The sequence below is a fragment of the Streptomyces sp. CB00316 genome, from assembly GCF_001905595.1.
Classification (GTDB): domain Bacteria; phylum Actinomycetota; class Actinomycetes; order Streptomycetales; family Streptomycetaceae; genus Streptomyces.
On record NZ_LIXI01000001.1, the window covers coordinates 22231 to 34820 of the forward strand.

Here is a 12590-nt window from a genome sequence, read left to right on the forward strand (position 1 = left end):
TGGCGGTACGTCGTTTTTCTCACCTACGTCACGCAACGGCGCGCGACAGGAGCCAGAGGACATGCAGACCAAGCTGGACGAAGCCAAGGCCGAGCTGCTCGCACGGGCTGCCCAGGTAGCTGACCACAGCCCGGGCGGTGGTGTCGGTGGCCCGGGCGGTACCCCCCGGGTGCGGGTCACCGCCTCCGGGGCCGACGAGGACGCCCGTCCAGGTCAGGACGCGGCGCTCGCCTACCTTCAGCGCTACTACCTGCATACGGCTCCCGAGGACCTCAACGGCCGGGACCCGGTCGATGTCTACGGCGCCGCCGCCTCGCACTACCGGCTGGCCGAGAACCGCCCGCAGGGCACCGCCAACGTCCGCGTGCACACCCCGACCGTCGAGGAGAACGGCTGGACGTGCAGCCACTCCGTCGTCGAGGTCGTCACCGACGACATGCCGTTCCTGGTGGACTCCGTCACCAACGAGCTGTCCCGGCAGGGCCGCGGCATCCATGTCGTGATCCACCCGCAGGTCACCGTCCGCCGTGATGTCACCGGCAAGCTCATCGAGGTCCTCTCCGGCGGCCCCGGCACCCCGAAGACCTCCAAGGGCGGCAAGGACAGGGGCGGCAAGACAGCCCAGGCCGAGCTGGAGCACGACGCGCTCGTCGAGTCCTGGATCCACGTCGAGATCGACCGCGAGACCGACCGCGCCGACCTCCACCAGATCACCGCCGACCTGCGCCGCGTCCTGTCCGACGTACGGGAGACCGTCGAGGACTGGGGGAAGATGCGCGACGCCGCCCTCCGGATCGCCGACGACCTGCCGGGCGAGCCGCTGGACGACCTCGCCGACGAGGAGGTCGAGGAGGCCCGCGAGCTGCTGCGCTGGCTTGCCGCCGACCACTTCACCTTCCTCGGCTACCGCGAGTACGAGCTCAAGGACAGCGACGCGCTCGCCGCCGTACCCGGCACCGGGCTCGGCATCCTGCGCTCCGACCCGCAGCACAGCGAGAGCGAGGACCACCCGGTCAGCCCGTCCTTCGACCGGCTGCCCGCCGACGTCCGCGCCAAGGCCCGTGAGCACAAGCTCCTCGTCCTGACGAAGGCCAACAGCCGGGCCACCGTGCACCGCCCCAGCTACCTCGACTACGTCGGCGTGAAGAAGTTCGACGCCAAGGGCAACGTCGTCGGCGAGCGCCGCTTCCTCGGCCTCTTCTCCTCCGCCGCCTACACCGAGTCCGTGCGCCGGGTGCCCGTCATCCGCCGCAAGGTCGCCGAAGTGGTGGAGGGCGCGGGCTTCTCGTACAACAGCCACGACGGCCGCGACCTGCTCCAGATCCTGGAGACCTACCCGCGCGACGAGCTGTTCCAGACCCCCGTCGACCAGCTCCGCTCCGTCGTCACCTCCGTCCTCTACCTCCAGGAGCGCCGCCGGCTGCGGCTCTACCTGCGACAGGACGAGTACGGGCGCTACTACTCGGCGATCGTCTACCTTCCGCGCGACCGGTACACCACCGGCGTACGCCTGCGGCTGATCGACATCCTCAAGGAGGAGCTCGGCGGCACCAACGTCGACTTCACCGCCTGGAACACCGAGTCGATCCTCTCCCGGCTGCACTTCGTCATCCGGGTCCCGCCGGGCACCGAGCTGGCACACCTCACCGACGCCGACGCCGACCGTATCGAGGCCCGTCTCGTCGCGGCCGCCCGCTCCTGGGCCGACGGTTTCGGCGAGGCGCTCAACGCCGAGCTGGGCGAGGAGCGTGCCGCCGAGCTCCAGCGCCAGTACGGCCACTCCTTCCCCGAGGGGTACAAGGCCGACCACTCGCCGCGCGCCGCCGTCGCCGACCTGGTCCACCTGGAGACCCTGAAGGAGGGCGAGAAGGACTTCGCCCTCAGCCTGTACGAGCCGGTCGGCGCGGGCCCCGGCGAGCGCCGCTTCAAGATCTACCGGACCGGGGAGCAGGTCTCCCTCTCCGCCGTCCTCCCGGCCCTCCAGCAGCTCGGTGTCGAGGTCGTCGACGAGCGTCCGTACGAGCTGCGCTGCGCGGACCGTACGCACGCCTGGATCTACGACTTCGGGCTGCGGATGCCGCAGACCGACGGCCACACCGGCCACCTCGCCGACGACGCCCGCGCCCGTTTCCAGGAGGCGTTCGCGGCGGTCTGGAAGGGCGAGGCGGAGAACGACGGCTTCAACGCGCTCGTGCTCGGCGCCGGGCTGAACTGGCGCCAGGCCGTGGTGCTGCGCGCCTACGCGAAGTACCTGCGGCAGGCCGGTTCGACGTTCAGCCAGGACTACATGGAGTCCACGCTCCGCAACAACGTCCACACCACCCGGCTGCTCGTCTCGCTCTTCGAGGCCCGGATGTCGCCCGGCCGCCAGCGCGCGGGCACGGAGCTCACCGACGGGCTCCTGGAGGAGCTGGACGGGGCCCTGGACCAGGTCGCCTCGCTGGACGAGGACCGGATCCTGCGGTCCTTCCTCACCGTCATCAAGGCGACCCTGCGCACCAACTTCTTCCAGAACGCGGACGACGGCACCCCGCACGCCTACGTCTCGATGAAGTTCGACCCGCAGGCCATCCCGGACCTGCCCGCGCCCCGCCCGGCGTTCGAGATCTGGGTCTACTCGCCGCGCGTGGAGGGCGTCCACCTGCGCTTCGGGAAGGTCGCCCGCGGCGGGTTGCGCTGGTCGGACCGGCGCGAGGACTTCCGTACGGAGGTGCTCGGCCTGGTCAAGGCGCAGATGGTGAAGAACACCGTGATCGTGCCCGTCGGTGCCAAGGGCGGCTTCGTCGCCAAGCAGCTCCCGGACCCGTCCGTGGACCGGGACGCCTGGTTCGCCGAGGGCATCGCCGCCTACCGCACGTTCATCTCGGCGCTGCTGGACATCACCGACAACATGGTGGCCGGCGAGGTGGTGCCGCCCGCCGACGTCGTCCGCCACGACGAGGACGACACCTACCTCGTCGTCGCCGCCGACAAGGGCACCGCGAGCTTCTCCGACATCGCCAACGAGGTCGCTGTAGCGTACGGCTTCTGGCTCGGCGACGCGTTCGCCTCCGGCGGCTCGGCCGGCTACGACCACAAGGGCATGGGCATCACCGCGCGCGGTGCCTGGGAGTCCGTCAAGCGGCACTTCCGGGAGCTGGGCCACGACACCCAGACCGAGGACTTCACCGTCGTCGGCGTCGGGGACATGTCCGGTGACGTGTTCGGCAACGGGATGCTGCTCTCCGAGCACATCCGCCTGGTCGCCGCCTTCGACCACCGGCACATCTTCATCGACCCGGCCCCGGACGCGGCGACCTCGTACGCCGAGCGCCGCCGCCTCTTCGACCTGCCCCGCAGCTCCTGGGCCGACTACGACACCGACCTGCTCTCCGCCGGCGGCGGCATCCACCCGCGCAGCGCCAAGTCGATCCCGCTGAACAACCACATCCGCGAGGCGCTCGGCATCGACGCGTCGGTGAGCAAGATGACGCCCGCCGACCTGATGCAGACCATCCTCAAGGCCCCCGTCGACCTGCTGTGGAACGGCGGCATCGGCACGTACATCAAGGCCGTCTCCGAGTCGAACGGTGACGTCGGTGACAAGGCCAACGACGCGATCCGCGTCAACGGCGAGGACCTGCGGGCCAAGGTCGTCGGCGAGGGCGGCAACCTCGGCGCCACCCAGCTCGGCCGCATCGAGTTCGCCCGCAACGGCGGCCGGATCAACACCGACGCGATCGACAACAGCGCCGGTGTGGACACCTCCGACCACGAGGTGAACATCAAGATCCTGCTCAACGGTCTCGTCCGGGACGGCGACATGACCGTCAAGCAGCGCAACAAGCTGCTCGCCGACATGACCGACGAGGTCGGCGCGCTCGTCCTGCGCAACAACTACGCGCAGAACGTCGCCCTCTCCAACGCCTCCGCCCAGGCGCCCTCACTGCTCCACGCCCAGCAGCGCTTCATGCGGCGCCTCGAGCGCGACGGGGCTCTCGACCGGGCGCTGGAGTTCCTCCCCGCCGACCGGCAGATCCGCGAGCTGCTCGGCAACGACAAGGGGCTCAGCCAGCCGGAGCTGGCCGTGCTGATCGCCTACACGAAGATCACGACGGCCGACGAGCTGATCGCCACCGTCCTGCCGGACGACCCGCACCTGCAGGGCCTGGTCCACGCCTACTTCCCCAGCGAGCTGCGCGAGCGGTTCCCCGAGGCGGTCGACGGCCACGCGCTGCGCCGCGAGATCATCACGACGGTGCTGGTCAACGACACGGTGAACACCGCGGGTTCGACCTTCCTGCACCGGCTGCGCGAGGAGACCGGGGCGTCGATCGAGGAGATCGTGCGGGCTCAGTTCACGGCCCGCGAGATCTTCGGGCTGTCCTCGGTGTGGGACGCGGTCGAGGCGCTCGACAACCAGGTCGCCGCCGATGTCCAGACCCGCATCCGGCTGCACTCGCGGCGCCTCGTCGAGCGCGGTTCGCGCTGGCTGCTGGGCAACCGGCCGCAGCCCGTCGCCATCGCGGAGACCATCGAGGGGTTCCGGGACGGGGTCGAGCAGGTCTGGAACGAGCTGCCCAAGCTGCTGCGCGGCGCCGACCTGGACTGGTACCACTCGATCCTGGACGAGCTGACCTCGGCGGGTGTCCCGAGCGAGCTGGCCGTCCGGGTCGCCGGGTTCTCCTCCGCCTTCCCGGCGCTGGACATCGTCGCCATCGCGGACCGGACGGGCAAGGACCCGCTGGAGGTCGCCGAGGTCTACTACGACCTCGCGGACCGGCTGCGGATCACCCAGCTGATGGACCGGATCATCGACCTGCCGCGGGCCGACCGCTGGCAGTCCATGGCCCGCGCCTCCATCCGCGAGGACCTGTACGCGGCGCACGCGGCGCTCACGTCGGACGTGCTGAGCGTGGGCGACGACACGGCCACGCCGGAGGAGCGGTTCGGGGCGTGGGAGGAGAAGAACGCGGCGATCCTGGCGCGGTCGCGGTCGACGCTGGAGGAGATCCAGGGGTCGGACGCGTTCGACCTGGCGAATCTGTCGGTGGCGATGCGGACGATGCGGACGATGTTGCGCACGCACGCGTAGGGGTACGTCTACGGGGGCCGGTGCCGTTGTGGCGCCGGCCCCCCTGGCGTGGGGTTGCGCCCTCAGACGCCGGACGGGCTGGATGCGGCTGGACGGGCTGGGGGTTGCGCGGGCAGGAGAGCGCTACTTGCGCTTCGTGAACGCCTCGTACTCCGCCACCACTTCCTTCGCCGGGCCGTCCATCCTCAGGGTGCCCGCCTCCAGCCACAGCGCCCGGTCGCAGGTCTCGGTGATGGACTTGTTGCTGTGGCTGACCAGGAAGACCGTGCCAGCCTCGGCACGGAGTTCCTGGATGCGGTCCTTGCTGCGGCGCTGGAACCTCGCGTCGCCCGTGGACAGCGCCTCGTCGATCAGGAGTACGTCGTGGCTCTTGGCGGCCGCGATGGAGAAGCGGAGCCGGGCGCCCATGCCGGAGGAGTACGTGCGCATCGGCAGCGTGATGAAGTCGCCCTTCTCGTTGATGCCGGAGAAGTCGACGATGTCGTCGTAACGTTCGCGGATCTGCTCGCGCGTCATGCCCATCGCGAGTCCGCCCAGCACCACATTGCGCTCGCCGGTCAGGTCGCCCATCAGGGCCGCGTTCACCCCCAGCAGCGACGGCTGGCCCTGGGTGTGGACCTTGCCGTGGGACGGCGGGAGCAGGCCCGCGATCGCCTTGAGCAGGGTCGACTTGCCGGAGCCGTTGGAGCCGATCAGGCCGATCGCCTCGCCTTTGTACGCGGCGAAGCTGACCCCCTTCACGGCGTGCACCTGGCGTGCGCCGGGGGTACGGCGGCGCGAGGTGATCCGGCTCAGCGCCGAGGTCGCGCTGCCCTTGCCGGTGCGGGCGCCGTTGACCGTGTACGTGATGTGGACGTCGTCCACGACGACGGTCGGCACCCGCTCGGGGGAATCCTTGAGGTCAGCCACGTCCGTACGTCTCCTCGGCCTTCCAGAAGTACACGAATCCCGCCGCGCCGCACAGCAGCGCCCAGCCGGCCGCCGCCGCCCACACGTGCGGTGGCAGCTGTGCCGCGCTGTAGCTGTCGATCAGCGCGTACCGCATGAGGTTGATGTAGATCGCCGCCGGGTTGTACTCCAGCGCCACCAGCACCGCGTGCGGCACCCGCTCGCCCTTGAGGAGGTGGTCCAGGCTCCACATCACGCCGGACGAGTACATCCAGGTCCGCAGCACGAACGGCATCAGCTGCGCGATGTCCGGGGTCTTCGCCGCCAGCCGGGCCACGGCCATCGACACACCGGTGTTGAACACCGCCTGGAGGGCGAGCGCCGGGATCGCCAGCAGCCAGGACGGGCGGGGGAACTGGCCGAACACCAGCAGGATCAGGGTCAGCGCCCCCAGCGAGAACAGCAACTGCTGCAACTGCTGGAGCGCCAGTGCCACCGGGAGCGAGGCGCGGGGGAAGTGCAGGGCCCGCACCAGCCCGATGTTGCCGCTGATGGCGCGTGTGCCCGCGGTGATCGAACTGCTGGTGAAGGTCCAGATGAAGACCCCGGTGACCAGGAACGGAACGAAGTCCTCCACCCCGCGCCTGGTGTCCAGCAGGACGCCGAAGATGAAGTAGTAGACCGCCGCGTTCAGCAGGGGTGTCGCGATCTGCCAGATCTGGCCGAGCTTCGCCTGGCTGTACTGGGCCGTCAGCTTGGCCGTCGCGAACGCGGCGATGAAGTGCCGCCGCCCCCAGAGCTGCCGGATGTAGGCGGGCAGCGAGGGTCGGGCGCCGCTGACCGTCAGGCCGTGCCGGGCGGCGAGGGCGGCCAGTTCGCCGGGCGCGTAGGCGGGAGCGTCCAGGGCGTGGGCGGCCGCGGCGGGAGCGCTCACCGGGGGTGGCGGGGCGGTTGTCTGGCTCACCACGAACGATCACTTTCGACGGATGCGGGAGGGGGGAACGGTACGGTCCCGTAGGGACGCCCTCGTAGGGACGGGACCGTATCGTCGTAACGCCGAGAGTAGGACGCTTGTACGTCGCAACGCAACCGTTCCGTCGTCGCCGACTATCATTCGGGTCATGACCACCGAACGGGGAACCCGCCGCCGCGCCCCCGCGGGCGCCGCCGTGCTGCGCGAGGACGTCACCGACGCCATCCGCGCGGCCGTCTTCGAGGAACTGGCCGCGGCCGGGTTCGCCCGGATGTCCATCGAGGGCATCGCGCGGCGCGCCGGGGTCGGCAAGACCGCCGTCTACCGCCGCTGGAAGTCCAAGCTCGCCCTCGTCCTCGACCTGGTCGCGGCCGTCGCCTCTCAGGGGATGCCCGCGCCGGCCACCGGTTCGCTGTACGGGGATGTGCGCGCCGTCCTCGAACTCGCCGCCTACGCCCTGCGCCACCCGGTCGCCTCGCAGGTCATCCCGGATCTGCTGGTGGAGGCGGCCCGCAATCCGGAGATCTCAGAGGCCATCAAGGCCGCCCTCCTCGACCAGCAGCAGGGCGTGGCCGCCGTGGTGGTGCGGGAGGCGGTGGCCCGGGGGGAGCTGCCGGAAGGGAGCGATCCGGACCGGGCCCTCGACCTGATCGTGGGGCCGCTGTACTGGCGCCTGGTCGTGGTCCGGGGCGAGCTGCCCGAGGGGTACCTCGACGACCTGGCCGCCTCGGCGGTCGCCGCGCTGCGCAACGGTTGAGGCGGAGAGGACCTCACCGTTCCGGTACGCGCGCCAGCACCTCGCCCGTACGCGGGCTGTACGCCAGCACCGACGCGTCCCCCGGCAGCTTCTGGAACCGGGTCAGCAGCACCCAGCGCACCCCGTACCGCCCGGTGATCCGGTCCCGTTCCTCCTGCGCGGTCGCCGCGTCCAGGTACGTGGCCACCGCCCGGCTCCGCTCGCGCCGCTCCGCCGCCAGAAGCCCCGCGTCCGGCACCCCGTCCGCGAGGATGTACGCCCCGTGCCCGGCCAGCGCGTACATCGCCGGGACGCTGTCCGTCAGCACCACATCGCCGGGCGGGACGTGCGCGGTGGCCCAGGTGTACGGCTCCCCGGTCACCGGGGCCCCGTCGGTCTCCGGGCGGGCCGTGTCCCCGGCGGACGCCGGGGGGCGTACGGCCGTGAGCCCGTTGTAGTACGGCCACACCGCCGCCACGGCCACCGCGCACAGCCCGGCCAGCGCCCACCTCCGCAACGTCGGCCTGATCCGGGTCCGCTGCCTCACCGCGACCAGCGCGACCACGCCCAGCGCCGCACCCAGCGCGGTCGGGGGATGGACCAGCAGGACGAGCCCGAGCAGGACGCCGATCCCGGCCGCCTCCACCCACCGGGGCGCCCGGCCCGGCGGGCGCCCGGCGCCCGCGCGGGGGAGACGGGTGACCGCGTGACCGGTCCACGCCCACAGATGGAGGGTGACCGCGACGGCGAACGTGCCCGGCGCGCTCCACCGCCCCGGGTCCGCCCAGTGGATCAGGGCCAGGGGAATCAGCGCGAGGACCGGCACCCAGCGGTTCGGGGTCAGCAACCGGGCCAGCCGGCCGATCCCGGTCAGCAGCAGCGCCAGGTTCACGGCGGCCGACAGCGCGAGCACGGTCTGTCCGGAGAGTCCGCCGGCCCGCGCGGTCAGGCCCTGCACGACGGCGTACGGGGAGTAGTGCGCACTGGCCACGGCGGGCAGGTCCGTCATCGGGAACGCCGGGTGCAGCAGGCTGGCCCGCAGCCGTTCGACGACGGCCGCGTTGAGCCCGGCCTCGCAGCACATCGGCACCCGCCAGGCCGCCGCCGACAGCACCGCCCACAGCAGACCGCCCAGCAGGACGTAGGGCGAGGGAAGCCACCGGGGCGCTACGACGAGTTCGTCGTCCTCGGCCGCCGTGGGAGGAGGGTCGGAGGTGGTGGAGGTAGGGGTCTCGGGCGAGGCGGGTGTGGGAGAGGAGAGGGACACAGGTCATGGGTTCCGTGCGCGGGGCCGTCCCTCCCGGCCGCCACTCTTCCGGGGGACGCGTGGAGGTCCGCTCACGGGGCGTCCGCCAGCAGCCGGTCCGCCACCCGCGCCGCCGCCCCGCCGTCGTCCAGGTCGCAGTGGTCGCGGCGGAAGCTCGCGTACGCGTCGGCGTGCCGGGCCGCCACCGCCCCGAGGCCGAGCAGCGCCTGCGCCACCTCGTCCGTCGTGACCAGCAGAGGGCCTGGTGCCCGGGTCTCGAAGTCCAGGCAGAAGCCGCGCACGGTGTCGCGGTAGTGCTCCAGGTCGTACGTGTGGAAGAGCATCGGGCGGCCCGTCAGCGCGAAGTCGAACATCAGCCCCGCGTAGTCCGTGACCAGGACGTCGGCGATCAGGAGCAGCCCGGCCGCGCCCGGATGGCCCGAGACGTCGAGGACGCCGGGCCCGTCCTGGACCCCGCCCGTGACCCGGGGGTGCCGGCGCACCAGCACCGTGTGGCCGGGACCCAGTGAGCGGGCGAGGGCGGGCAGGTCGAGGGCCGGATCCCAGCGGTACGGGCCGGGGGCCGTGCGGTCGGGGGAGTCGCGGGATGCGGACGGGGGGTGGGCCAGGTGGTCGCGGTAGGTCGGCGCGTACAGGACGACGCGGTGGTCCTCCGGTACGCCGAGCGTGCGCCGGATCTCTTCGGCGGCCTTGTCCCGGTCGGGCGCACACAGCACGTCGTTGGCCGGCGATCCGGCTTCCAGCACCTCGCCTCCGTACGCCAGTGACCTGCGCAGCAAGGGGGTGGCGAAGCGGCTCGGGGAGACCAGTACCGACCATTGGGCCGATCGGTGCGCCAGGGTGGCGAGATGCTGGTGGTCGGCGTAGAGGGTGTCGGTCAGGCCGGTGCCGAAGCGGCCGAGCGGGGAGCCGTGCCAGGTCTGGACGACGCTCTGCCCGGGGCGCCGCTCGAACCACGCGGGCAGCTGCTCGTCCGTGACGATCCGGCGTGAGCGGGCCAGCGCCTCGTACCAGGCGGCGCTGTGCACGGGGACGGCCCGCGCGCCGGGCGGGACGTGGGTCGTCCGGCCGGGGGTGGTACCGGTGACCCACAGGTGCTCGGTCTCCGTGCCCCGGCGCAGGAGCTCGGCGTGCACGGCGCGCGGGGAGTCGCCGCCCGCGTAGAGGACGGTGTCCAGGAGCGGGAGGGTGGTGCGCCGGGCGCGGTAGTGCGAGCCGCGCAGGAGCCGCCTGCTGTACGCGCTCCGCTCGGCGACCGGGAGCGCCGGAGCAGCCAGGACGGTCAGCCGGTCGCCGTTGCGCCGCTCCAGGGCGAGGGCCGAGTCGCCGCAGGGGAGGTGCCCGGCGAGGGAGGTGAGGACGCGGACGGGGTGGCCGTCCAGGTGGAGGGCCCAGCGGCCTTCGGGGAGGGGCGAGGCGATCCGGGCGGAGAAGCGGCCGGTGGGGCGGGCCTCGACGGTGACCTCCGTGACCGGGACCGTCTCGTCCAGGGTCTCGTGCCGGAGGAGGAGCCGGGCAGCCGCGCAGGACACCGTCCCCGGGTCCGAGAAGGCCGGTGGTGTGTACGCCCCCGGACCGGAGGACGCCGGGGCGTACGTCCCCGAGATCCGCAGCGACCCGTCCGCCGCTCGCTCCACCCGGTCCACGACCGGCAGCCCGCCCAGCTCCACGACCAGGTTCCCCAACGCGTCCGCACACGCGGGCGGCGGCAGGTCCGGGGCGGCGGGCAGCGGGGCACGGGTCCCGTCGGCGAGCAGCAGGCGGGCCCGCCAGCGCGCGCCGGTCTCCGCCTCGACCTCGCGGGGGGCCCGGTGCGGGGCGGGCGGCACGGCGGCGAGGCCGTCAAGAGGCACTCGTACCGTGAACGCCGTCCCACGGTCCCCGCCCTGCCCGCACTCCACCGGGAACGAACGCTCCTCGGACCGCTCATCGGGCCGTACCTCCTCCCCGTCGCGCGTCAGAAGGAGGGCCGTCGGCTCAGGGCCCCCGAAGACCCGGCCCCTCAGCTCCAGCGGTCCCCCCTCCGCACCGCCACTCCCCTCCACCACCGCACCCAGCCGCTCCACCCGCAGCCGCAGCCGTCCGCCCCGGTGGTCGAGCACCGCGCGCCGTCCGTCGCCCAGGTCGTGCACGAGCGGCTGGTCCGCGCCCGTGTCCAGGGCGCGCACCGCCACCCGCCGGACCGCCCCGCGAGCCGCGACGACCAGCCCGACCAGCCGGCCCCCGCTCCCGCTGCCGTCCTCCGTCGCGGACAGCCGGACCGGGTCGAGGACCATCTCGAAGCCGGCGTGGTCGTAACCGTGCAGCTCCTGCCCGGAGTTCACCGTCGCCTCGGGCAGGGAGACCGTCCGCACCGGAACCACTCGCACCGGAACCATCCGCGCTCGACGGCCCCCCTCCGCCCAAAGCACCCCCACCTTCAGCTGCCGTCGCGCCGACCCGGCCGGAAGGTTGCGCAGATAGGCGTACCCGCGCAGCCGGAGCTTCCCGTCCGCGCCCCACCGCGCCTCCACGAGCCGTGCGACCGCCGGTACGTCGGTGCGCGCGAGCCGGGCGCTCGCGCCGCGCACGCCGGGGTGGACCGCCCGCCGCCGACCTGGCAGCCCCTCCACCGCGAACGTCCCCGCCCCGTTGGCCCGTTCGAAGGCGAGGACGGCCAGCAGCTCCTCCAGCCGCCGCTCCCGCACCAGCCGCCACTTGATGCGCAGCTCCGCCGGCAGCCCTGCCAGCACCCCGTCCCCCGCCCGGTCGGCGAACGCCCCGGCGCCCTCCAGGAACGCCGTGCGGTACGCGTCGCCGCCCATCGGCAGGCCGTCCAGGAAGTACCCGAAATCGTCGCGCAGACAGGACGCGTCGTACGCCCGCCGCTGCGCCGCGTCCCGGTGCTCGCCCAGGAACGCGCTGACCTGCTCGCACGCGGCGATCCGGTCCCGTACGCCGGTGACGTCCGTCCGCCTCCGGGTGATCGAACCCTCCCGCACCCGCCAGTAGTAGACGTGCTCGTGCAGGACGTCGACGGACCCGGCGAGATAGTGCGCGGGGATCATCACCGGGGTGTCCTCGTACAGCTTCCCCTCGGGGAAAGCGAAGGCGTGGCCGTCCCAGAAGGAGCGCCGGAACACCTTGTTCCACGCCACCCGGTCGGCGAGCAGGCGCGGGTCCCGGGTGATGTGGGTGCGGGGGCGCGTGGCGGTCAGCCAGCGGTACTGCCATGCCTGCCGCCGCCCCTGCCGTGTCAGCCGCCACACGTTGCCCGTCACCAGATCGCTGCCGGTCGACTCCAGCGAGGCCACCATCCGCTCGTACGCGTCGTGGACGACGAAGTCGTCGCTGTCCGCGAACGCCAGGTAGGGGACGGTCGCAGTGGTGTGCCGGACGCCGGTGTTGCGGGCCGCGCTCAGGCCGGCGTTCTTCTGCCGCACCAGCCGGAACCTGCTGTCCCGGGCGGCGAATTCGGCGGCGATCCTCCCGCTGTCGTCCGTGGAGCCGTCGTCGACCATCACCACCTCGATCGCGTCGAGACTCTGCTCCGCCACCGACCGCAGGCAGTCCTCAAGGTAGTCCTCGACGTTGTGGACGGGGATGACGACGCTGAGGAGCGGTGGCTTCATGTCCTGGTCAACAGAGGCCAGGTCCCGGGGTCACCACCGCT

At 72.4% G+C, this 12590-nt stretch carries 6 protein-coding genes; 2 read left to right on the forward strand and 4 right to left on the reverse strand.

The window, feature by feature from the left end; translation table 11 throughout:
* The first annotated feature begins 61 nt into the window (after positions 1-61).
* Entirely contained in the window at positions 62-5074 is a 5013-nt protein-coding gene (locus AMK21_RS00100; protein WP_073872743.1) for an NAD-glutamate dehydrogenase, read from the forward strand.
* 123 nt (positions 5075-5197) lie between these two features.
* On the opposite strand, the gene AMK21_RS00105 is transcribed toward AMK21_RS00100, so the two are convergent.
* Together AMK21_RS00105 and AMK21_RS00110 are read right to left on the reverse strand one after the other, a co-directional pair.
* Positions 5198-5983 carry an ABC transporter ATP-binding protein gene (locus tag AMK21_RS00105; protein WP_073872746.1) on the reverse strand — a complete coding sequence of 262 codons (786 nt, stop codon included), beginning with the start codon at positions 5981-5983 and terminating at the stop codon, positions 5198-5200.
* Positions 5976-6929, reverse strand: coding sequence for an ABC transporter permease (locus AMK21_RS00110; RefSeq protein ID WP_073872749.1), 954 nt, complete (start codon positions 6927-6929; stop codon positions 5976-5978). The genes AMK21_RS00105 and AMK21_RS00110 overlap by 8 nt, the downstream gene beginning before the upstream one ends.
* Before the next feature lie 154 nt (positions 6930-7083).
* Here AMK21_RS00110 and AMK21_RS00115 point away from each other — a divergent pair, with 154 nt between their 5' ends.
* Positions 7084-7692: a TetR/AcrR family transcriptional regulator gene (locus tag AMK21_RS00115; protein ID WP_199863073.1), complete on the forward strand. Its 609-nt coding sequence runs from the start codon at positions 7084-7086 to the stop codon at positions 7690-7692.
* 13 nt (positions 7693-7705) lie between these two features.
* Here AMK21_RS00115 and AMK21_RS00120 read toward each other — a convergent pair whose 3' ends face one another.
* Both AMK21_RS00120 and AMK21_RS00125 read right to left on the reverse strand, forming a co-directional pair.
* On the reverse strand, positions 7706-8938 hold the full coding sequence (locus AMK21_RS00120) for a hypothetical protein (RefSeq protein WP_073872752.1): 1233 nt from the start codon (positions 8936-8938) through the stop codon (positions 7706-7708).
* 71 nt (positions 8939-9009) lie between these two features.
* The gene (locus AMK21_RS00125) at positions 9010-12549 is read right to left on the reverse strand and encodes a bifunctional glycosyltransferase/CDP-glycerol:glycerophosphate glycerophosphotransferase (RefSeq protein ID WP_073872755.1); all 3540 of its coding nucleotides are present in this window, start codon (positions 12547-12549) and stop codon (positions 9010-9012) included.
* Between the last annotated feature and the right edge of the window lie 41 nt (positions 12550-12590).

Excerpts from the sequence above, each read along its gene's own strand:
- AMK21_RS00100 (WP_073872743.1), top strand. The coding sequence starts at position 62 with ATGCAGACCAAGCTGGACGAAGCCAAGGCCGAGCTGCTCGCACGGGCT.
- AMK21_RS00115 (WP_199863073.1), top strand. The coding sequence starts at position 7,084 with ATGACCACCGAACGGGGAACCCGCCGCCGCGCCCCCGCGGGCGCCGCC.
- AMK21_RS00125 (WP_073872755.1), bottom strand. The coding sequence starts at position 12,549 with ATGAAGCCACCGCTCCTCAGCGTCGTCATCCCCGTCCACAACGTCGAG.